Raw genomic sequence first — 20245 nt, 5'->3', positions numbered from 1 at the left:
GTGCTCCTCAGTTGGCCGGGGTGGTGGCGTGCTGGCGTTCGACGGCCTCGTACAGGGCCCGGATGTTGGCGGAACCGAAGGTGCCCGCGCCCTGACGCTCGATCAGCTCCAGGAAGAAGGTCCGCCGGTCGTGCGCCGAGCGGGTGAAGATCTGGTACAGCTGGCCGCCGTGGTCCTGGTCGACCAGCACGTTCAGCTCCCGCAGGGTCTCCACCGGGACGTTGGTGGCCCCGATCCGCTCCGGCAGCGCCTGGTAGTACGTCTCCGGGGTGGAGAGGAACCGCACGCCGCGCCGGGTGAGTTCGCGCACCGCGACGGCGATGTCCCCGGTGTGGAAGGCCAGGTGCTGGACGCCCGAACCCTCGTGCCGGTCCAGGAAGGTGTCGATCTGGCCCGGTGAGCGGGCGGTGTCCGGCTGGATCAGGGTGAAGGTGACCAGGCCGGACGGGCTCTGCACGACGCTGGAGTCCATCGCCTGGGCGCCGACCTCGATGTACTCGTCGAAGATCCGGCGGAAGCCGAGCGCCTGCTCGCAGAACTTCACCGCGTCGGGCAGCTCCCCGGCCGGTACGCAGAGCGCGGCGTGGTCGAGGAACTGGAGCAGCTCGGCGGCGGCCCCTCCCGGGTGCGGCGCAGGGGGCGCCTCCGGGAGGGGTTCGGGCAGTGCCACGAAGCGCAGGGCCACGTCACCGAAGCCCGCCACCAGACCCGGGGCGAGCGGCCGGGCGCCGTTGCGCAGCGCCTGGTCGAGCGCGGCGGCCGGATCGGCGCAGCCGAGCGCGAAGACCGCCACCCCGTCCCCGTGCCTGGCCACGAACTCGGCCACCGGGTGGGTGGGTTGCTCGGCCGAGCTGAGCAGGAAGCGGATCGTGCCCTGGCGCACCCAGACCCGGCGCACCCCCGGCTCGGCGGCGACCGGTGGCTCCAGGGCGAAGGCGTACGCCTCCACCAGGTAGGCGGCGAACCGGTCCGCGTCGGCGCAGTGGAACTCGACGTGGGCGATGCTCTGGATGCTCAACGGATCTCTCCCGGCTGGAATCTGGTGGCGCGGGTGGACGGCGGGCCGAAGATCAGGCTCAGGTTGTGACCGCCGAAGGCGAAGGAGTTGGTGAGCGCGGCGCGGACCGGTCCGGTGCGCGCGGCGCCCCGGACGTGGTCGAGATCGCAGGCCGGGTCGGGGTCGTCCAGGTTGAGCGTGGGCGGCAGTTCGCCCCGGGCCACGGCCAGCACCGAGACCACCGCCTCGACCGCACCGGCCGCCCCCAGCAGATGGCCGGTGGAGCCCTTGGTGGAGCTGACGGCGGGCTGGGTTGAGCCGAACACGTCGCGCAGGGCGGCGGATTCGGCCTGGTCGCCGAGCTTGGTGCCGGTGCCGTGCGCGTTGACGTAGTCCACGTCGCCAGGGGCCAGGCCGGCGCTGCGCAGGGCCAGCCGCATCGCGTCGGCGGCGCCGGAGCCGTCCGGACGGGGCATGGTCGGGTGGTGCGCGTCGGTGCTGCCGCCCCAGCCGACCAGGTCGGCATAGCCCGCCACGCCCCGGGCGTCGGCGTGCTCGGGCCGCTCGATCACCAGGACGGCGCTGCCCTCGCCGAGTACGAAGCCGTTCCGACGCGCGTCGAACGGGCGGCTGGCCTGCGCCGGGTCGTCCCACCCCTGGGCCAGTGCCCGGGCGTTGGTGAAGGCGGCGGCGACGGTGGGGTGCAGGGAGGACTCGCTGCCGCCGCAGACCACCACGTCCGCGTCACCCGCCCGGATCAGCCGGAGCGCCTCGGCGATCGCCTGGGCGCCGGCCGCGCAGGCCGTGACCGGGGCCGAACTATAGCCCCGGGCACCGTACTTGATGGCGATCCGGGCCGCCGCCATGTTGGCCAGCATGCCCGGCAGCAGGTACGGGCTGACGGCGGGCCGGCCGCGCTCCAGGCGGCGGTGGGACTGCTGCTCGAAGGTCTCCAGGCCCGCGCCGCCGGTGCCCAGCACCACGGCGATCCGGTCCGGCGCGACGTCCCGGCCGACCACGATCCCGGCGTCGGCCAGCGCGTCGTCCGCAGCGGCCAGCGCCAGCAGCACGAACCGGTCCACGCAGCGGGTCTCGGTCGGCGGCAGCACCTCGCGGCCGTCGATCGCCGGGGCGATGCCGGCGGCCGGCAGCCAGCCGAACGCCGGGTGGCCCTCGGGTACCGGGCCGATGCCCGAGCGTCCGGCGGTGAGCGCCTCGAAGACCTCCAGGGCCTTGCGGCCCACGGGCGTGACCAGGCCGAGGCCGGTCACCACGGCGGCGGCCCCGGCGGGGGCGGTGTGTGCGGCGGCGGTGTGTGCGGCGGCAGTGTGCGCGGCGGCGATCACCGGGCGGCCCGGGTGACGCTGCCGGCCAGGTGCCACTCGCGGAGCAGGACCTTGCGGACCTTGCCGGTGGGCCCGAGCGGGATGCGGTCGTCCGAGACCACCAGCACCCGGCGGACGGTGGCGGCCACCCGCTCCTCCAGCGCGGCCGTCACCTCCTTGGTGCGGTCAGCCAGTTGGTCCGCCTTCGGGTCCAGCTGGAGCAGCACGTCGGTGACCACCCGGTCGCCCTCGCGGACCGCGACCACGGTGCAGTCGAGCACCTCGGGGCAGGCGGCGAGCACTCGCTCCTCGGACATCGCGGTGTACAGCCGGTGCCCGTCGGGGAGTTCGACCGAGTCCACCGCGCGGTCCACGTGGTAGTAGTAGCCCTCCTCGTCCCGGTACATCAGGTCGCCGGTGAGGAAGTAGCCGCGGACCCGGGTGCGATAGGTGGTGACCGAGTCGTTCCAGTAGCCGAGCGCCAGGGTGGGGGAGCTGGTGCCCAGCTCCCCGATCTCGTGCGGCCCCAGTTCGCTGCCGTCCGGGCCGAGCACGGCGCAGTCCACGAAGGCGTGCGGCCGACCGACGCAGCGGCCGTAGCGGTCGGTGTCCTGACTGTGCGTGATGAAGAAGTGCGAGTGGCCCATCTCGGTGGAGCCGAGACCGTCCACGAAGACCGAGCCGGGGGTGCGGACCCGGCCCTGGCGGGTGACGCCGGCCCGGGAGCCGGTGGCGATCAGGCGGCGGATGTGCGCCTCGTGCGCGCAGTCGCCGGTGTTCCACCAGAGGGCGACGCTGTCCAGCCGACGGGTGCTCAGGTCGTGCCTGGCCAGGTCGGCCCAGGTGGCGGCGAAGCCGATCACGCCGTGCGGCTGCCAGCTCTCCACCGCGTCGAGCACGCCCTCGCCGCCCTGACCGGAGAGCAGCGCGAGCTGGGCCTGCGAGCTGAGGGCCAGGTTGGTGATGATCAGGGTGGCGGCGTGCGGGGAGGGCAGCGCGGAGAGCATCCGCTCGGAGCCCTGCGGGCGGGGCAGCGCCAGGCGGTGCCGGATCGCCGCGTACAGGCTGTCGTGCGAGTGCACCACGGCCTTGGGCAGGCCGGTGGTGCCGGAGGAGTGGGTGATCGCCACCGGGTCGCCGCCCCAGTGCCGGTAGGGTTCGGGGGCCTCGTCGGGGTCGCCGAGGGCGAGCGAGGCGATCTCCGGCAGCAGCGGCGCGCCCGGGTCGTGCCCGGCCAGCAGCTCGCGGTGCGCCGGATCGGTCAACACCCCCGCGGCGCGCAGCCGGTGGATGTAGCGGGCGGCCTTCTCGCCGTCCAGGTTGGGGTTGAGCAGGGCCGGGATGGCGCCGAGCCGGGCCAGCGCGAGGAAACCGAGCACGTGGTCGGCGGCGGCGCTCGCGTAGATCACCACCGGGTCGCGGCGGCCGATGCCGAGCCCGTGCAGGGCGGCGGCCCTGGCCCGGACCGCGCGGTCCAGCTCGCGCAGGGTGAAGGGCTGCCAGGCGGCGTGGTCGTCGACCGGGGTGTCGAAGGTCAGCAGTGGCTCGTCGAGGCCATCGCCGAGGGCGATCCGGGTGGTCAGGACGTTGCCTGCGCCCACGGCGGGGTCGTCGGCCAGTCGGGCCCGGATGCTGCGGATGCTCACGGTGAGTGGTCCCTCCCGATGGCCGGTGGCCATGCCGGTGAGATGAGCCGCTGGCGGGCAGCGGCGGGGATGACGGGGGGTTGCCGGGCGCTCGGACGCGCTTCGCGGGCCGGCGAGTGCCGGAAAACGCCGGAGAGCGCCGGAGGTGCCGGGACGTGCGACGGAGGGTCAGGTGGCGGTGGTGACCAGGACGGCGACTGCTCGGCCGGGGTCGGCGGGGCCGGCCTGTTCGGCGGCGATCACCAGGAGCTGGTCGGCGTCGTCGTCGGCCAGCAGCAGGGACGCCAACTCGAAGGCATCGGGCGGTACTTCACCCGGTACGGCAGTCGGCGGGCTGGTGGCCACCACCGGTCCGGTCAGGTGCCAGCGGGCGGCCAGGTGGCCGAGTACGGCGTTGGGGTTGGACTGGAAGAACAGCAGCGGCGGCACCCGGCGACCGCTGCCGGCCGCCTCGTTGATGGCTCGGGCGGTGCCGAGGTCACCGCTGAGGCTCGCCAGCAACAGCCCCGTCCGGCCCGGTAGTTCGCCGCCCCAGGCGTGCAGGCAGCGGTCGGCGGCGGCCACCACCAGCGGGTTGAACGGGGAGTCGGTGAAGCCGGGCAGCCGGGGGAGCTCGGTGTCGCCGTGCTCCGGCCAGCGGCCGTGGGCGAGCAGGCGGAGGCCGTTCGCCGCGAGGAGAGCATTCACGTCAGCGTGAGCGTTCACCTGGCCGCGACCATTCGCGGGTTCCGCACCGTTTGCGTGCCCAGCACCGTTCACGTCATCGGTAGCGTTCACGTGATCGGTAGCGTTCACGCGGCAGCCACCAGCAGCGCGGTGTTGGCCCCACCGAACGCCGAGTTGAGGCTCAGCGCGTACCGGGGATCGGCCCGGTGCTGCCCGGACAGCACCAGGTCCAGCGCGCAGTCCGGATCCGGGCCGAGCCAGCCCGCGTTGACCGGCAGCAGGCCGGTGCGCAGCGACTCGACGGTGACCGCCAGCTCGAGCAGGGCGGATGCCTCCAGGGCGTGCCCGTGCACGGACTTGCTGGAGCTGACCGGCGGCGGGTCGGCCCCGAAGACCGCGTGCAGCGCCCGCACCTCGGCCTGGTCCGCCAGCGGCGAGCCGGTGGCGTTGGCGTTCACGTAGCCGATCTGATCGGGTGTCAGGCCGGCCCGCCCGAGGGCCGCCCGGATCGCCCGGGCCAGCCCGGAGCCGTCCGGTGCCGGACGGCAGACGTGGTATCCGTCGCCCGCCCGCCCCCAGCCGGCCAGTACGGCCAGCACTTCGGCGCCGCGCCGCAGCGCGACCGCCTCGGACTCCAGCACCACCGCCACCACGCCGTCGCCGAGCAGCAGCCCGCTGCGCCCGGCGCTGAACGGCCGGGCCTCGCCGTCCCGGGCCAGGGCCCGGCCGGCGTCGAAGACCGCGAAGGTGTCCGGTTCGACCAGGTAGCCGGCCGCGACCAGCACCCGGTCCTGCCGTCCGGCGGCGATCAGTGCGGCGGCGTCGGCCACCGCGCTGCCGGCCGCCACGCAGGCACCGGTGTAGACCCGGCCCGAGCCCCAACGCTCGTGCACGGGCGCGCAGGCGGCGGCCGTGACCGGGTCGCCGTGCCGGGCCAGCAGCAGCGGTCCGCCGGGCACGCCCGCCTGCTCGGTCGCCTCCGTCAGGACGGCCGAGAGCGCGGCACCGAGGACAGGGGAGCCCGGCGCCGACGCGGCCCGGCGGGCCTGGCGGTGTGTCACGTCGAAGCGGTCGACCGGGCCGAACCCGGTCTTCCCGTGGCTGGTGGCGGCCAGCAGCGGCCCGATACCGGCGCCGAACGCGGAGCGCACCCCGAGCCCGGTGACCGCCACCCGGACGCCGGTCACGGCTGCCCGCGTCCGGCCGGGCCGACCGCGCTCCGCAGCAGCTCGACCGCGTCGGTGACTGTACGGACCGCGTCCACCGCCTCGTCGGGCAGCTCGAGGTCGCCGTAACGCTGCTCGAACTCGGCTATCAGCCACGTGAGTTCGAGCGAGCCGAGGCCCTCCTCGACCGAGTCGACGGAGCGGTCGTGGAACTGCGCCAGCACGGTCAGCACCTCTGCCCGGTCGGGCAGCGGCGCCCCGGTCACGCCGGGGTACCGGCGGCGGCGAGCCGGTTGGCCACGTCGGCGGTGAACTGGTCGAGGGTCATCAGCGCGGTGCCCTCCATGTCGTCCAGGTCGAACTTCACGCCGTACTCCTCCTCCACCTGGACGGCCAGGTCGGCCAGCGCGAGCGACTCCAGGTCGAGACCGGCCGGGCCGAGGTCGGTGTCACCGACCACCTCGGAGACGTCGTAGTTCATCTCGGTCAGGGCGGCGAGCACGAACTCGCGAATGGCGTCCTGCATCGGGGGGCTCCGTTCAAGGGTCGGGGGGTTGGTGGAACGCCCAGGCACTGCCCAGGAATTGCCCAGGCCAGCACTGGAGACAGCAAGGGACGGCAAGGGACAGCGAGGGACGGCAGGAGACAGCGAGGAAGAGCGGGGCCGGGAAGCTCAGTGCTCGGCCGGCACGGCCGCCCGCAACCCGGCCGGGTCGCGGAGCAGCTTGCCGGTGGCGGTCCGGGGGAGCACCGGGAGCAGGGAGAGCCGTCGCGGGCGCTTGTAGCCCGCGAGGCGGACCTCCAGCCCGGCCCGGATCTGTTCGGCCCCGGCGCCGTCGGCCGGGACCAGGTAGGCGGTGACCGCGCCCGCCTCGAACACCACGACCGCTTCCCGGACTTCGGGCAGCGCGGTCAGGGTGTGCTCGACCTCGGTCAGGTCGACCTTGAGGCCGCCGATCGAGACCTGTGAGTCCCGGCGGCCGAGCACGGTGAGCAGTCCGGTCGCCCGGTCCAGCTCGGCGGCGTCGCGGGTGTGCAGCCAACCGTCGGACCAGCGGCTCGGATCGGTGAGCCCCAGGTACGGCGAGTCGGCCCGCCGGATGTGCAGTTCGCCGCCCTCGGTGCGCAGTTCGAGCCCGGGGACGGGGTCGGTGCCGGGGTACAGGGTGCCCGTCAGATCGGTGGCGATCACACCGAGTTCGGTCATCCCGTACATGGTCCCGAGCGGCACCCCGTACCGTTCGCCGATCGCCGCGGCCACGCCCGGCCTGGTCAGCTCGCCCGCGACGATGATGCGGGTGAGCTGGGGCAGCGGGCGCGGAGCACGGATCCCGGCGAGCAGTTCGGCGTGGAACGGTACACCGATCACGGTGGTCGGCAGATCGTCCTCGGCGACGGCGGCCAGGATGCCGGCCGCCGTCATGCGCTCCGGCACGGTGAGCCGGACCCCGCTGTGCAGGCTGTGCAGCAACCCGCCCACCAGGCCCAGCACATGGACCACCGAGGAGAGCAGTACGGTCCGTGACCCCGCCTGGGGGAAGCCGGGCAGGGCCAGGTAGCAGGCGAGCTCACGGAGCAGGTCGGCGGCCGTCCGGGCGATCACCTTGGAGGGTCCGGTCGAGCCGGAGCTCAACTGCACCAGCACATGCGGCGATCGTGCCGGTCGGCCGTCGGGCAGTGCGGTGGCGACCGGTTCGATCTCGCTGAACCCGCGCAGCCCCGAAGCCGGGTGCCGGTCCGCCTCGACCAGTACCTGCGGGGAGAGCCGGTCCAGCGCCGCCGCCACCTCGTGCTCCGTCAGCCGGTGGTCCAGCAGGCAGACCTGGCCGCCCAGCTGCCAGGCGGCGAGCAGGGTGCTGACGTAGCCGAGCGAGGGCGGCAGCCGAAGGGCCACCGTACCGCCGGGCCCGAGCCCGGCGGCGCTCAGTTGCGCCACCTGGTCGGCGACCAGGGAACGCAGGGTGTCACGTGTCACCGGCTTTTCGAACCGGAGACACTCTTCTTGACCGGGACCGGCCAATAGGAAGTGTTCGACCCAGCGTTCCGGTGCGTCGGAATGCGGGGGCGGAGAGCTGGGGAAACCGGTCAACGCCACTCCACGAATGGGGGAGACAAAGATGGCAGTCGGTTCACTTTCGGCGGGTTGGAATTCCGCGTTCCCCGACCCTGGCACAGACGATTGGATCGGGTCAAGGTCTATACCAATGAGGGATCGGGCCCCTACGCTGCCGAGCCGGGAGCGGCCCACCTGCGGCCGCCCGGGAGGGTGGGGCGCCGATGGGTCCGCTGACGCTGCGGGAGACCGGGGAGGACGCCCGGGGCCGACTCCCGGTCGCGGTCCGGGAGTCCGTCGACAGGGGCAGTGACCGGGAACGCACGCCGGCGGCCGACCTGAGCCGGTACGGCCGCTGGGGCTTCCGCCCCCGGACGCTGGTGGACGTCTCGGCCCCGGACCTGACGGTGGATCTGCTCGGCAGCACCCTGGCCGCGCCGATCGCGATGTTCTCCGGCCGGACCTCCGAGGAGATCGCCGCCGAGGCCACCGGGCCGCTCCGGCTCCAGCGGTACTCGCTGCGCCGACGCGACGCGCTCGCCGGGCTGGTGAGGCGGGCCGAACAGGTCGGCCGGCGGGCCCTGGTGCCCGGGCTGCTCCGGGACGAGCCCGAACACACCCCGGCGCTGCTCGGCCGCCCCCGCCCCGGCGAGCCCGACCGCAGCGCCCTCGCCGAATTCGGCGGCTGACCCGAGGAATTCGGCCCACGGGCCCGGGCGCCCGACGAGTTCTCAGATTCCGTGTATTTCCAGTGAAAGGCAGCAGTGCAGTGGACAAGTTTTCCGACTGGGACTGGGAGAATCCGGAGACGCTGGCCGTCCGGATGGACGAATTCAGCGCCGGAGTGGCGGGCTGCGAGAAACTCGAGCCGATATCAGGAACCCTTCCGCACAGCCACCAGGATTTCCTCGACCTGGGTCTGACCGGAATCGAGTTCGCGGCATTCAAGACCGCGCACCCGAACGGTCTCGGTACCGACATCACCGCACTCACCAGTCCCGAGGCGAGCACCGAACCGGGCACCCTCTACCGGGTGGACGGCGAGCGCTGCTTCACCCAGCTGGACATCTCGCGGCCGCTGCCGTTCGCCGACGCCAGCGTGGACTGGGTCTACGCCGAGCATCTGATCGAGCACGTACCGCTACCCGTGGCGCTGGGCTGGCTGCGGGAGTGCCACCGGGTGCTGCGCCCCGAGGGGGTGCTCCGGATCACCACGCCGGACCTCCGGCGCTACCTCACCAGCTACGTGAACGGCGACGGCTTCCTGGGCAAGCACCGGCGGCGGCTGAGCATGCTCGGCTTCGGCCCGCCGATGCCCGAGCGCAAGGCGTTCCTGATCAACCAGATCTTCCAGTACTACGGTCACCAATGGATCTACGACCAGGAGGAGTTGGAGTACGTGCTGGGCGAGGCCGGTTTCGCGCCCGAGGAGGTGCAATTGTGCGCCTACCGTGAAGGTCTGCACACTGAGATCGCAGATCTCGACACCGCGTTCCGCAGTGACGAGACGATCTATGTCGAGGCCTACCGGCGGACCTGACGAATGGTCATCCCGATGTCCATCAGCTCCCATTCCCCGAACGGAGGTTGAGCGAGGCGATGCCGCTCGACCCGCAAGTCCTGGCGCTGCTGGCCCGGCGCGCCGAGGCCGGTACACCCCCCCTCTACACCCTGACCCTGGACCAGGCCCGGGCCGCCGACCTGGCCGCCGTGCAGGCGGCGGGCGGTGCTCCCGAGCCGGTCCACTCGGTCACCGAGCTGGAGATCCCGGGGCCCGAGGGGCCGCTCACGGTGCGGCTGCACCGGCCGCACGACGGTGCCCGACTCCCGGCACTGGTCTACCTGTTCGGCGGCGGCTGGACGCTCGGCTCGCTGGACACCTGCGACGCGATCTGCCGCCGGCTGGCCAACGCCGCCGACTGCGTCACCGTCTCGATCGGCTACCGGCGCGCTCCCGAGCACCCCTTCCCGGCCGCCGTCCGGGACTGCCACGCGGGCACGGTCTGGCTGGCCGGGCACGCGGCCGAGCTGGGCCTGGACCCGGACCGGATCGCGATCGGCGGGGACAGCGCGGGCGGCAACCTGGCCGCCGCCGTCACCCTGCTGGCCCGTCGTGAGGGCGGCCCCGCACTCCGGCACCAGCTGCTGGTCTACCCCAACACCGCGTACCGGGCCGACACCGCCTCGGTCCGGGAGAGCGAGGACCCGCTGCTGTTCAACCGGCACTCGGTGGACTGGTACTGGGGCCACTACCTGAAGGCCGAGGCGGACGGCGCGGACCCGCTGGCCTCCCCACTGCGGGCCGAGGACCTGTCGGCACTGCCGCCCGCCACCGTGATCACCGCCGAGTACGACCCGCTCCGGGACGAGGGCGAGGCGTACGCGGCGGCCCTGGCGGCGGCCGGGGTGCCGACCGTGGCCCGGCGTTACGACGGAATGGTGCACGGCTTCTTCGCGATGGCGGGCACCCTGGAGGCCGGCCGGGAGGCCCAGGAGTGGGCCGCCGGGCGGCTGCGGGCGGCGTTCGGGACGGACGGGTCGTCATGACCCTGTACCTGGACCAGCTGCACGGCTCGCTGGCCGATCCGCTGCTGGAGGCGATGACCTTCCTGAACGAGATCACCGGCCGTCACCCGGAGGCGATCTCGTTCGCCCCCGGGCGCCCCTACGAGGGCTTCTTCGAGACCGACCGGGTGGCCGAGTACCTGGACGCCTACCTGGAGCACCTGCGCGAGCGGGGGCTGACGGAGGACCAGGTCCGCAGCACGCTGTTCCAGTACGGCCCCACCAAGGGCATCGTGGCCGAGCTGATCGCCCGGACGCTGGCCAACGACGAGGGGCTGACGGTGGCACCGCCGGCGCTGGTGGTCACGGTCGGCGCGCAGGAGGGCATGCTGCTGGTGCTGCGCGCGCTGTGCGCCGACCGGGACGACGTCCTGCTGGTCAGTTCGCCCTGCTACGTCGGGGTGACCGGAGCGGCCCGGCTGCTGGACATCAGCACCGTGCCGGTCCCCGAGGGCGACCCGGCGGCGGTCGCGGCCGTCGCGCGGGCGCTGGTGGCCGAGGGCCGCCGCCCCAGGGCGCTGTACGTGGTGCCGGACTTCGCCAACCCGTCCGGGGTCAGCCTGCCGACGGCCGTGCGGAAGGAACTGCTGGCCACCGCCCGGGCCGAGGGCCTGCTGGTGATCGAGGACAACCCGTACGGCTTCTTCACCCGGACCGGCCGCACCCGGCCGACCCTGAAGGCCCTGGACCGGCACCGGGTGGTGGTCCACCTGGGCTCGTTCGCCAAGACCTGCTTCCCCGGCGCCCGGCTCGGCTACGTGCTGGCCGACCAGGAGGTGGTGGCGCCGGACGGGACCGTCACGCTGCTGGCCGACCAGCTGGCCAAGCTGAAGAGCATGACGACGGTGAACACCCCGGCGCTCAGTCAGGCGGTGATCGGCGGCCTGCTGATCCGGCACGACTTCCGGCTGCGGGCGGCCAACGCCGCCGCGGTGGCCCACTACGCGGCCGGACTGACCATGCTGCTGGCCGAGTTGGAACAGCACTTCCCGGCCGCCGAACGGGCGAGGCTAGGGGTGGGCTGGAACCAGCCGGAGGGCGGTTACTTCACCGTCCTCACGGTGCCGTTCCGGGCCGACGCGGCCGCGATGCGGCGCTGCGCGGAGCAGTACGGCGTGCTCTGGACGCCGATGGCCGACTTCTACCCGGCCGGTGGCGGCGAGCACCGCCTGCGGCTCTCCACCAGCAGCCTGACCACCGGTCAGATCAGCGACGGGATGAAGCGGTTGGCCGCCTTCGTCCGGGCCGAGGCCGGATAGCGGCACGCCGAAGCGGGGCGGCGCCGACGGCCCCGCCCCGCTTCAGTCTGCCGTGCTCAGCGCACCCGCTCCGCGAACAGCCGGGCCGACCACCAGACCGCCGCCACGGTGAGCACCGAGACGATCAGCAGGCTCTGCCAGACCGAGCTGTCCCCGACCTGGCCCGCGAACAGCGCCCGCATGCCCTCCACGGCCCAGTAGAAGGGGTTCCACTCGGCGATCGACCGCAGCCACTGCGGAGCCAGCGCGAGCGGCAGCAGTACGCCGGAGAGCAGCGCGATCGGCTGGGCCACCGTGTTCACCACCGGGGCCAGTGCGGCGTCGCCGGGCACCAGCAGGGCGATGCCGTAGGAGATCGCCGAGGTCATCAGCGCCAGCAGGGCCATCAGGAGGTAGGCCAGCAGCAGGTCGAGCGGGGCGACGGTGAGGCCGAACGGCAGCGCCAGCAGGGTGATGATGACGGCCTGCACCATCAGGGCCAGCACCTCGCGCAGGGCCCGGCCGAGCAGCAGGGCCAGCCGGCTGACCGGGGTGACCCGGGAGCGTTCGATGATGCCGGCCCGCAGCTCGCCGAGCAGGCTGAAGCCGGTGAACAGGCCGCCGAAGATGACCAGCACGGCGAGCAGGCCGGGGACGTAGACGCGGTACGCCTCCTGGTAGCTCCCGGCGCCCAGCACCTGCTTGAGCAGCGGGGCGAAGAGCAGCAGGTAGAACAGCGGCTGGATGACGCCGACCACCAGCCAGACCGGGGTGCGGACCATCAGCAGCACCTGACGCTGGAACACCAACCAGGTGTCACGGGCGAGTTTCATGAGGCGGGTTCTCCGGCTTCGGACGAGCTGGCGAGCTACGGGAGCTGTGTGGTGGCCTCAGGCCAGGGAGCGGCCGGTACGGGCCAGGAAGACGTCGTCCAGGCTGGGGCGCTGGAGCTGGATGGTGGCGGGCACCACGCCCGCGCCCTCCAGGGTGCGGAGCAGCTGCGGGACGGCCGAGGCGCCGTCGCGGACGTAGAGCCGCAGGCCGCCGTCCTCGGGCGTCTCCAGGCCGTGCAGGTCGGGCTCGCCGCGCAGGGCGCCGGCCGCCTTCTCCACGCTGTCGCCGTCGGTCAGGCCGACCAGCACCACGTCGCCGGAGATCTCCTGCTTGAGCGCCTCGGGGGTGCCCTCGGCCACGATGCCGCCGTGGTCGATGATGCCGATCCGGTCGCAGAGCGCGTCGGCCTCGTCGAGGTAGTGGGTGGTCACGAAGACCGTCATGCCCTCGCCGCGCAGGCGCCGGATCTCCTCCCAGACCTGCGCCCGGCTGGCCGGGTCGAGGCCGACGGTCGGCTCGTCCAGGAACAGCACGCCGGGGGAGTGGATCACGCCGAGCGCGATGTCCACCCGGCGGCGCTGGCCGCCGGAGTAGGTCCGGCACGGCCGGTCGGCGAACTCGCCGAGCTCGAAGGCGGCGATCGCCCGGTCGGCGCGCTGCCCGGCCTCGGCCTTGCCGATGCCGTGCAGTCTGGCCTGGTGGACGAGTTCCTCCCGGCCGCTCACCATGTCGGTGGTGCCGCCGCCCTGGGCGACGTAGCCGATCCGGCGGCGGACGCCGGCCGGGTCGCGCCGCAGGTCGGCGCCGGCGACGGTGGCCTCGCCGCCGTCCGGGCGGATCAGGGTGGCGAGCATCCGCAGGGTGGTGGTCTTCCCGGCGCCGTTGGGGCCGAGGAAACCGTAGATCTCGCCGGCGGCCACCGACAGGTCGAGGCCGGCGACGGCGTCGACCGTGGTGGCCTGGCGGCCCTTGCCGGACTGGTAGGACTTGCGCAGCCCCGTGGTCTCGATCAAGCCGGAACTCCCGTACTGGGGTGGGCTGTCAGGGGATGACCCGTCGCACGGGGTGCCCTGGGGGCTTGTCGGACAAGCCCTGGTCCGGGCGCCGCGATCGGGCACTGCGGGTCACCCTAGGGTCTGGGCGGGCTCCGCGACAATGGTCTGGACCATCGGGTCTGCGCGGCGGGCGGCCCCGGTGGCCAGCAGCTCAAGCCGGTCAACTGCCGTGCGTGCGCCACCCTTCGCCCGGAGTTCCGCGCCGAGCCGCTCGGCCCCGGCGCGCAGGGCCGGTTCGGCCAGCACCCGGCGGAGCGCCTCGGCGATCGCGTCCGGCCCGGCCTGTTCGAAGGAGATCCGCAGCCCGGCCCCGGCGGCGGCCACCCGCTCGGCCACCAGCGGCTGGTCGTGCCGGATCGGTGCCAGCACCGGCGGCACGCCGTGCACCAGGGCCTCGCCGGTGGTGTTCAGGCCGCCGTGGCCGAGCACCGCCGCCACCGTGCCGCCCGCCAGCAGTTCCAGCACCGGGGCCCGTTCCACCGTCACCGTCCCGGCCGGGAACTCCGGCCAGAGCCCGCGCGGCGCCACCACCACGGCCTGTACGCCGGGGCCGAGCAGGTGCAGCGCGGCCGCCGTCCGGCGGAGGAAGTCCGTCGTCAGCTCCTCGGCCAGGGTGCCCATCGAGACCAGCAGCTGACGCCGGGTCGGGTCGACCCGCTCCCAGGGGAAGTCCGGCTGGGCCGGGCGGTCCGCCAGCACCGGGCCGACCAGGGCGTACTCCGCCGGGTGTCCGCCGCCCGCCAGCGTCTCGCAGGTCAGGGCCAGCACCAGATCGGGGGAGAAGCGCGGGTCCAGGTACGCCCCGGCGGGGAGGGCGGCCCGCTCCCACAGCCCGCGCAGCCGCTCCTCGAACCACGGCTCGAGCTCGGTGAACGGCCGCCCGAGCTCCATCAGGCCCGGCGCCAGCGAGGCCCAGGGCAGCCCGTGCCGATGCGCCGTCAGGGCGCCCGCGGGGGTGTGCTGGTCGACCACCAGCACGTCGGGCCGCCGGTTCCGGACGGCGCTGTCCAGGGCCTTGGCGGTGAACCGCGCGTACGGCACCACGAAGCCGTCCCAGAGCGAGTGCACCGCCGCCAGGCCGGAGCCGCCCTGCGGGCGGAACAGCCGGGAGCCGGTGCTGACGATCTCGCTGCCCGGGTCCAGCAGGGCACGCAACACGGGTTCGGAACCGGTCCAGACCACTTGATGACCACGGGCCAACAGCTCGCGGCCTAGACCAATTGTGGGAAATATGTGACCGGTCAGTGGCGGCACGACGAGCATGAACGTGCTGGTCAAAGGGGTATGACGAGCCATCAGGGAGGTCTCCACCTGCTCGGGGGCGCCCGCGTTCGAAAGGGAACGCATCTTGTGCGGCTCGCGGGGCGTGGGAATACTAGCCCGGGTGACCGCACTGGAGGCAGTGGCCGTCCATCTGCCCGACCGTGCTGTGCCCATCGAGCTGGTCGGGGAACGGATCGGTCTGACCCCGCGCCAACTCAAACTCTTCCGCCGCTTCCACGGCCTGGACCAGGTACGCCTGGACCCGGACGGGACGCTGCTCGACCTGCTCACCGGCGCCCTCGGCGCCCTGACCGAACTCCGGGGACGGGAACACCGGGTCCGGTACGTGCTGCACGCCCGCAGCATGCCGGTCTCCACGCCTTACCCGGCCAACCCGCTGCACGACCTGCTCGACCGCTTCGGCCTCGGCCACGCCAACGCTTTCGCGGTCACCCACCACGCCTGTGCGGCCGGCCTGCTGGCCATCGACCTGGCCGGCCGGCTGCTGGCCGGCGAGTCCGACCCGGACGCGCTGGCGCTGGTGCTGACGGGGGAGAAGACCTTCACCCGGGACGCCCAACTCGTCCCGGAGACGGCCATCTTCGCCGAGGGCGCGGCCGCCTGCCTGGTCCGGGCGGGCGGTGGACGGGACGAGGTGCTCTCGTACGCCGTCCGGCAGCTCGGCGAGTTCGACGGCCGGCTGGCCGAGGACCCGGAGCTGCTGGCCGAGTACCAGCGGGTCTATCCCGAGGTGATGGCCGAGGTGATCCGGCAGGCGGTCGACGAGGCCGGGATCGCCCTGGACGAGCTCGCGCTGATCCTGCCGCACAACGTCAACAGCGTTTCCTGGCGCGGTCTGTGTCGTCGCCTGGGCTACCCGGTGGAACGGGTGGTGCTGGACAACGTGGCCTCGGTCGGGCACAGTTTCGCCGCAGATGCTTTCATCAATCTTCACACCGCCACCGCGCGAGGGCTGCTCCGGCCGGGTGACCGCTACCTGATCGCGGCCTCCGGACTGGGCGCCACCTTCTCGGCGATGGCCGTCCGCCACTGACGGACCGTCAGCTTCCCCCCTCCTCCACGCCGGTCCCGGCTCTGCTGTCCGAGCCGTGCCATGCCCGATGGGACGTACCACCGATGGACGACACCACCCTGCAGACCGATCCCGCCCTCCGTGGCCGGGTGTTGACCAGCATCGGCACCCTGCTGCCCCGGGTGCTGAAGAAGGAGCTCACCGAAGTCCCGGAGAACGCCTGCCTGTTCGACGACCTCGGGCTCACCTCGGCCGGCACGCTGGAGCTGATCCTGGAGCTGGAGGAGGCACTGGACATCCAGGTCGACGTCGAGCAGATCGGTGAGGACGACCTGCGCTCGGTCGCCAGCCTGGCCGACTTCGTCGCCGGACACACCATCACCGAGGACTGACCGGAATGGACCCGCACCCGGCCGGGCCCGGCGGACTGCGGATCAGCCGGGTGCTGGCCCAGGAGTTCGACGGACGCTCGGAGACCTCGCTCGACCCGGATCTACGGGTCTTCGCGGGTGACCTGGCCCGGCCGTACGGGCTGGCGCTGCGCGAGGACCTGCTCGCCGAGGGCGTCGGACACGCCTACGGCGAGATGGGCGAGGTGCTGATCGACCGGCTCGCGCTCGCCGAGGACCAGCCGGTCGACCTGCTGATCCTCGCCTTCGCGGTGCCGGACGTCCAGCCCGGCCGGGCGGTCACCCTGCACCTGGCCCGCCGCTGCCCCGGGCGGCCGCTCGCCTTCGCGATCGGCGACCAGGGCTCGGCCGCACCGTTCACCGCGCTGCGGATCGCCGACCGGTACGCGCGGACCGGGGCCTGCCGGCGCGCGCTGGTGCTGGTGCTGGAGCAGACCACCCTGCACTACCTGCCGGCCGGCCCGGTGACGCTGCCGAAGCGGCACCAGGGCGTGCTGCTGATGCTCGAACCGGCGCGGGAAGGACAGGAGATGACGATCCGTCAGCTCGAAGGATCGCCCGCCGGAGAGGCACCGACCGGCCGGCCGGACCAGCCGCTGACCGGGTGCTGGGCGGACCTCGCGGCGGACGGCGGAGCGCTGCGGGTCACCGACCAGGACGAGCAGTTCGGCCGCTGGTCGGCCCTGGACCAGCCGGCCGTCCGGTGAACACCGACACGGTAGCGCTCTGGGTGATCCCGACCGACCAGCCCGCGCCGGTGGTGGACCGCCTGCACCGACTGCTCGACCAGGGCGAACGGGCCCGGGCCCGGGCCATGCCCGATCCGGCCCGCCGGGCCAGGTTCGTGGTCGGCCGGGGCGCGGTCCGGCTGCTGGCCGCCCGTCCGCTCGGCCTGGCGCCGACCGGGCTGAGCTGGCGCCGGGGCCCGCACGGCAAACCCGAACCGGTGCACAATCCGACCGGCGCGCAGTTCAGTTGGTCGGGCTCCGGGTCGCTCGCGGTCCTCGCGGTGGCGCACGGCCGTCGGGTCGGCGCGGACGTCGAGGAGCTGCCCGCCGAGCGGGCCGCGGTTCGGGTGGCCGAGCGGTACTTCCCGCCCGAGGAGGCCCGGTACGTCGCCGACGGGTGGTCCGCCCGGCACCGCTCGGCCCGGTTCGCCCAGCTCTGGTGCCGCCGGGAGGCGGGCGTCAAGGTCTACGGCGGACGGCTCGCCCAGAGCCTGCCGCTCCGGCTGGCCGGGCGCAGCCCGCTCCGCTCGGAGGCGTTCAAAGCTCTTTCGCCGGGCCCCTGCTGGATCCGGGACATCCGGGTGCCGGGGCCGTTCCGGGCCGCCGTCGCGCTGGACGGCCCGGCCCCCTTCCTGGTCCGCCGCCGGACCTGGACCCCGTACCTTCCGGCCGACCTCGCACCACCTGAGGGACCACTTGAAGCACCACTCGAACCAGGAGCAGCCGATGACTGATCTTCACCTGTCGGGAGCGGCCACCCTGCTGCCCACCGACGTGCCCGGGGTGGTCCTCTACTCCGGTGCCTTCGAGGCGCTGATCGCCGACCTGCGGCTGGGCATCGAGGCGCTCGGCGCCGACGAACCCTTCGAGCGGATCGCCGTCCCGCCGGTGATCTCCCGCGCGCTGGTCGAACGGGCCGGGTACGTCAAGGCGTTCCCGCACCTGCTCGGCACCGTGCACAGCTTCACCGGCACCGCCGCCGAGTGGGGCGAGCTCTCCGGCCGGCCGGACTGGCACGCCACCCAGCAGATCGGCGACCTGGTCCTGCTGCCCGCCGCCTGCTACCCGCTCTACGCCACGCTGGAGGGGCAGGAGCTGACCAGGCCCGCCAGGTTCGCCACCTCCGCACACTGCTTCCGGCAGGAGGGCAGCAACGAGACGGGCCGGCTGCGCAGCTTCCGGATGGCCGAGTACGTCACCGCCGGGACCCAGCAGCACTGCGAGGACTGGCGGACCCGCTGGCTGGACCGGGTGGCCGACTGGCTGGGCGCGATGGACCTCAAGGCGGCCGTCGAGGTGGCCGACGACCCGTTCTTCGGCCGGGCCCGGAAGGTCTTCCAAGCCGCCCAGCGAGCCCAGGAGTTGAAGTACGAACTGCGGGTCGAGCTGGCCGACGGGCTGGTCCAGGCGATCGCCTCGGCCAACTGCCACAAGGACACCTTCGGCACCATCTTCGGCTTCACCGCCGAGGGTGAGCCCGGGCACACCGCCTGCGCCGCGTTCGGCCTGGAGCGGATCGCGCTGGCGCTGGTCCACGCGCACGGGGCGTACCCGGCGCGGTGGCCGGAGCCGGTCCGGGCCGCGCTGACCGGGGGGTCGGTCCGATGACCGCGATCACGGTGCAGTACGACGGTGGCAGCTCCGGCTCGGGGCCGCTGACCTTCGGTCAGGACAACATGATCCTGTGCATCCGCCGGGACGACCCCGACCAGATCAACAAGCACGCGGTCTGGCCGGTGCCGCCGGGCACCGAGCTGCCCGAGGTGCTGGCCGTGCTGCGGCAGCTGGCCGAGCGGCACGAGTCGCTGCGTACCCGGTTCCCGTCCGACGGCCCCGACGGCCCCCGGCAGGAGGTGCATGCCGCCGGCTCGTTCCGGGTGACCCTGGTGGAGGCCGGTCCGGACAGCGAACTCGACCTGCTGGCCGATGAGTTGGCCCGGAAGGACCGGCCCGTCGGCTTCGACCTGGCGGCCGACTTCCCGATCCGGTACACCCTGCTGACCCGGGACGGCCGACCGGTCCGGCTGGCCGTGGTGGTCTGCCACTCCGGGGCGGACGGCGCCGCCACCTCCCGGCTGTTCGAGGAGTGGTACACGCTGCTGAACGGCGGCGAACTGGCGGCGCTCAGCGCGCCCACCCCGCTGGAGGTGGCCCAGTCCGAGCGCACCCCGCTGGGCCGTCGCCGGGCCACCGCCTCACTGCGGCACTGGGAGCGGATCCTGCGCACCAGCCCGCAGGCGGTGTTCGCCGACTCCGGCATCACCGGGCCGCCCGGCAGGCTGGCCACCCTGGCCATCCGGTCGCCCTCGGCCGCCGCCGCACTGGAGGCCGCCGCACAGCGGACCGGTGCCAGCCCGTCCAGCGTGCTGCTCGGCATCTTCGCCGCCCTGGTCTCACACCGGGCGGCCCAGCCCAAGCTGGTGATCGCCGCGCTGTCTGCGAACCGGCACCGCTCGCAGCTGGCCGGCTACGTGGGCACGCTGGCCCAGGACGCGCTGCTCGCCGTGGACACGGCGGCCGAGGACCTGGACGAGGTGATCGGCCGGACCAAGGCGGCCGCACTGGCGGGCTACTGGCACAGCACCTTCGACGCCACCCGGATCTGGGAGCTGATCGAGGACGTCGCCCATCTGCGCGGCTCGCGCTGGGCCCGCCAGGTGGTGGTGAACGACCTCAGCATGACCATCCCGGACGCCGCCGCCCAGGCGCGCCCGATGCCGGCCACCGATCCGGAACTCGGCTGGTACCCGGAGGAGGAGGTGCCGGTCCGGGTGATGCTGAACATCTGGCGGGTCCGGGACTGCGTCGAACTCTCGCTGCACACCTGCCCGCAGGTGTTCGACCGGGCGGACAGCGAGCGGCTGGCGCGGGGTCTGCTGACCCTGGTCGAGGCGGCGGCGAACGGCCCGGTGGCACTGGCCGGCCTGACCGGCCTGACCGGTCTGGAACCCGGGGTGCGGGACGGCGAGTGGGAGTCGGTGGACGGCTCCTGGATCGACCTGGCCGCCGTCCGGGAGCTGCTGACCGCCACCCTGGGCGCGGAGACCCGCCCGGTCGTGACGGCGGCGGACGGGCGGCTGACCGCCCGGCTGTACGCCGGGACCACCGCGCTCACCCCGGTCGAGGCGCACCGCGCGGTGCTGGCCGGGCTGTCCGGTCGGCACACCGCGATGGCCCCGCACCACTACGTTATCGACGGGGCCGTCCCGGCCGAGGGAAGCGGCCGGGACGGTGGGGTCACCGACTGGCAGGCCCTGTTGGGCTGA

The 20245-nt window shown here is 73.6% G+C and carries 21 protein-coding genes; 10 read left to right on the top strand and 11 right to left on the bottom strand.

All coding sequences use genetic code 11. From position 1 onward, the window contains the following. Window positions 1-7: 7 nt before the first annotated feature. The 8 genes from hppD to ACIRPK_RS10000 form a co-directional block, all read right to left on the bottom strand. Window positions 8-1018 (bottom strand): 4-hydroxyphenylpyruvate dioxygenase, encoded by a 1011-nt coding sequence (gene hppD, locus ACIRPK_RS10035; RefSeq protein ID WP_403035594.1) that lies wholly within the window; start codon window positions 1016-1018, stop codon window positions 8-10. Next, window positions 1015-2379 carry a beta-ketoacyl-[acyl-carrier-protein] synthase family protein gene (locus ACIRPK_RS10030; RefSeq protein WP_403035591.1) on the bottom strand — a complete coding sequence of 455 codons (1365 nt, stop codon included), beginning with the start codon at window positions 2377-2379 and terminating at the stop codon, window positions 1015-1017. The genes hppD and ACIRPK_RS10030 overlap by 4 nt, the downstream gene beginning before the upstream one ends. Further along, complete coding sequence (locus ACIRPK_RS10025; protein WP_403035588.1) at window positions 2340-3968, bottom strand: class I adenylate-forming enzyme family protein; 1629 nt, start codon at window positions 3966-3968, stop codon at window positions 2340-2342. The genes ACIRPK_RS10030 and ACIRPK_RS10025 overlap by 40 nt, the downstream gene beginning before the upstream one ends. A 168-nt stretch (window positions 3969-4136) precedes the next feature. Then, on the bottom strand, window positions 4137-4655 hold the full coding sequence (locus tag ACIRPK_RS10020; RefSeq protein WP_403035585.1) for a hypothetical protein: 519 nt from the start codon (window positions 4653-4655) through the stop codon (window positions 4137-4139). Between the two features lie 104 nt (window positions 4656-4759). Next, a complete protein-coding gene (locus tag ACIRPK_RS10015) occupies window positions 4760-5821 on the bottom strand; it encodes a beta-ketoacyl-[acyl-carrier-protein] synthase family protein (RefSeq protein WP_403035582.1) in 1062 nt (353 codons plus the stop codon). After that, on the bottom strand, window positions 5818-6066 hold the full coding sequence (locus tag ACIRPK_RS10010) for an acyl carrier protein (RefSeq protein ID WP_403035579.1): 249 nt from the start codon (window positions 6064-6066) through the stop codon (window positions 5818-5820). Before ACIRPK_RS10010 ends, ACIRPK_RS10015 begins: the two co-directional genes overlap by 4 nt. Next, the gene (locus ACIRPK_RS10005) at window positions 6063-6326 is read right to left on the bottom strand and encodes a phosphopantetheine-binding protein (RefSeq protein ID WP_403035576.1); all 264 of its coding nucleotides are present in this window, start codon (window positions 6324-6326) and stop codon (window positions 6063-6065) included. The genes ACIRPK_RS10010 and ACIRPK_RS10005 overlap by 4 nt, the downstream gene beginning before the upstream one ends. A 147-nt stretch (window positions 6327-6473) precedes the next feature. Further along, window positions 6474-7775 (bottom strand): class I adenylate-forming enzyme family protein, encoded by a 1302-nt coding sequence (locus ACIRPK_RS10000; RefSeq protein ID WP_403035574.1) that lies wholly within the window; start codon window positions 7773-7775, stop codon window positions 6474-6476. Between the two features lie 302 nt (window positions 7776-8077). Between ACIRPK_RS10000 and ACIRPK_RS09995 the strand changes: the two genes are divergently transcribed. From ACIRPK_RS09995 to ACIRPK_RS09980, 4 genes are all read left to right on the top strand, one after another. Continuing rightward, on the top strand, window positions 8078-8542 hold the full coding sequence (locus ACIRPK_RS09995) for an alpha-hydroxy-acid oxidizing protein (protein ID WP_403035571.1): 465 nt from the start codon (window positions 8078-8080) through the stop codon (window positions 8540-8542). A gap of 80 nt (window positions 8543-8622) precedes the next feature. Continuing rightward, a complete protein-coding gene (locus ACIRPK_RS09990; protein WP_403035569.1) occupies window positions 8623-9393 on the top strand; it encodes a methyltransferase domain-containing protein in 771 nt (256 codons plus the stop codon). Window positions 9394-9452: 59 nt separating this feature from the next. After that, window positions 9453-10400 carry an alpha/beta hydrolase gene (locus tag ACIRPK_RS09985; protein ID WP_403035566.1) on the top strand — a complete coding sequence of 316 codons (948 nt, stop codon included), beginning with the start codon at window positions 9453-9455 and terminating at the stop codon, window positions 10398-10400. Beyond that, window positions 10397-11677, top strand: a complete 1281-nt coding sequence (locus ACIRPK_RS09980; protein WP_403035563.1) for a PLP-dependent aminotransferase family protein — start codon at window positions 10397-10399, stop codon at window positions 11675-11677. Before ACIRPK_RS09985 ends, ACIRPK_RS09980 begins: the two co-directional genes overlap by 4 nt. 56 nt (window positions 11678-11733) lie before the next feature. Here the strand turns inward: ACIRPK_RS09980 and ACIRPK_RS09975 are convergent, their stop codons facing one another. From ACIRPK_RS09975 to ACIRPK_RS09965, 3 genes are all read right to left on the bottom strand, one after another. Further along, on the bottom strand, window positions 11734-12489 hold the full coding sequence (locus ACIRPK_RS09975; RefSeq protein WP_403035561.1) for an ABC transporter permease: 756 nt from the start codon (window positions 12487-12489) through the stop codon (window positions 11734-11736). Between the two features lie 57 nt (window positions 12490-12546). Then, window positions 12547-13503, bottom strand: a complete 957-nt coding sequence (locus tag ACIRPK_RS09970) for an ATP-binding cassette domain-containing protein (protein WP_403035559.1) — start codon at window positions 13501-13503, stop codon at window positions 12547-12549. A 111-nt stretch (window positions 13504-13614) separates the two neighbouring features. Beyond that, window positions 13615-14703 carry a glycosyltransferase gene (locus ACIRPK_RS09965; protein ID WP_403035557.1) on the bottom strand — a complete coding sequence of 363 codons (1089 nt, stop codon included), beginning with the start codon at window positions 14701-14703 and terminating at the stop codon, window positions 13615-13617. Window positions 14704-14929: 226 nt separating this feature from the next. Between ACIRPK_RS09965 and ACIRPK_RS09960 the strand changes: the two genes are divergently transcribed. The 6 genes from ACIRPK_RS09960 to ACIRPK_RS09935 all read left to right on the top strand — a co-directional run bounded on the left by ACIRPK_RS09960 (window position 14930) and on the right by ACIRPK_RS09935 (window position 20245). After that, a complete protein-coding gene (locus ACIRPK_RS09960) occupies window positions 14930-15862 on the top strand; it encodes a 3-oxoacyl-[acyl-carrier-protein] synthase III C-terminal domain-containing protein (protein WP_403035554.1) in 933 nt (310 codons plus the stop codon). Between the two features lie 83 nt (window positions 15863-15945). Next, window positions 15946-16233, top strand: a complete 288-nt coding sequence (locus ACIRPK_RS09955) for a phosphopantetheine-binding protein (RefSeq protein ID WP_403035551.1) — start codon at window positions 15946-15948, stop codon at window positions 16231-16233. 5 nt (window positions 16234-16238) lie between these two features. Continuing rightward, on the top strand, window positions 16239-16958 hold the full coding sequence (locus tag ACIRPK_RS09950) for a hypothetical protein (protein ID WP_403035548.1): 720 nt from the start codon (window positions 16239-16241) through the stop codon (window positions 16956-16958). Beyond that, window positions 16955-17713 carry a 4'-phosphopantetheinyl transferase family protein gene (locus tag ACIRPK_RS09945; protein ID WP_403035545.1) on the top strand — a complete coding sequence of 253 codons (759 nt, stop codon included), beginning with the start codon at window positions 16955-16957 and terminating at the stop codon, window positions 17711-17713. The genes ACIRPK_RS09950 and ACIRPK_RS09945 overlap by 4 nt, the downstream gene beginning before the upstream one ends. Beyond that, on the top strand, window positions 17706-18587 hold the full coding sequence (locus ACIRPK_RS09940; RefSeq protein WP_403035542.1) for a hypothetical protein: 882 nt from the start codon (window positions 17706-17708) through the stop codon (window positions 18585-18587). Before ACIRPK_RS09945 ends, ACIRPK_RS09940 begins: the two co-directional genes overlap by 8 nt. Beyond that, on the top strand, window positions 18584-20245 hold the full coding sequence (locus ACIRPK_RS09935) for a condensation domain-containing protein (protein ID WP_403035540.1): 1662 nt from the start codon (window positions 18584-18586) through the stop codon (window positions 20243-20245). Before ACIRPK_RS09940 ends, ACIRPK_RS09935 begins: the two co-directional genes overlap by 4 nt.

The organism is Kitasatospora sp. NPDC101801 (assembly GCF_044766665.1).
Lineage (GTDB): Bacteria > Actinomycetota > Actinomycetes > Streptomycetales > Streptomycetaceae > Kitasatospora.
Note: the sequence above shows the minus strand (reverse complement) of the source record. Positions and strands in the feature narration are given on the sequence as shown.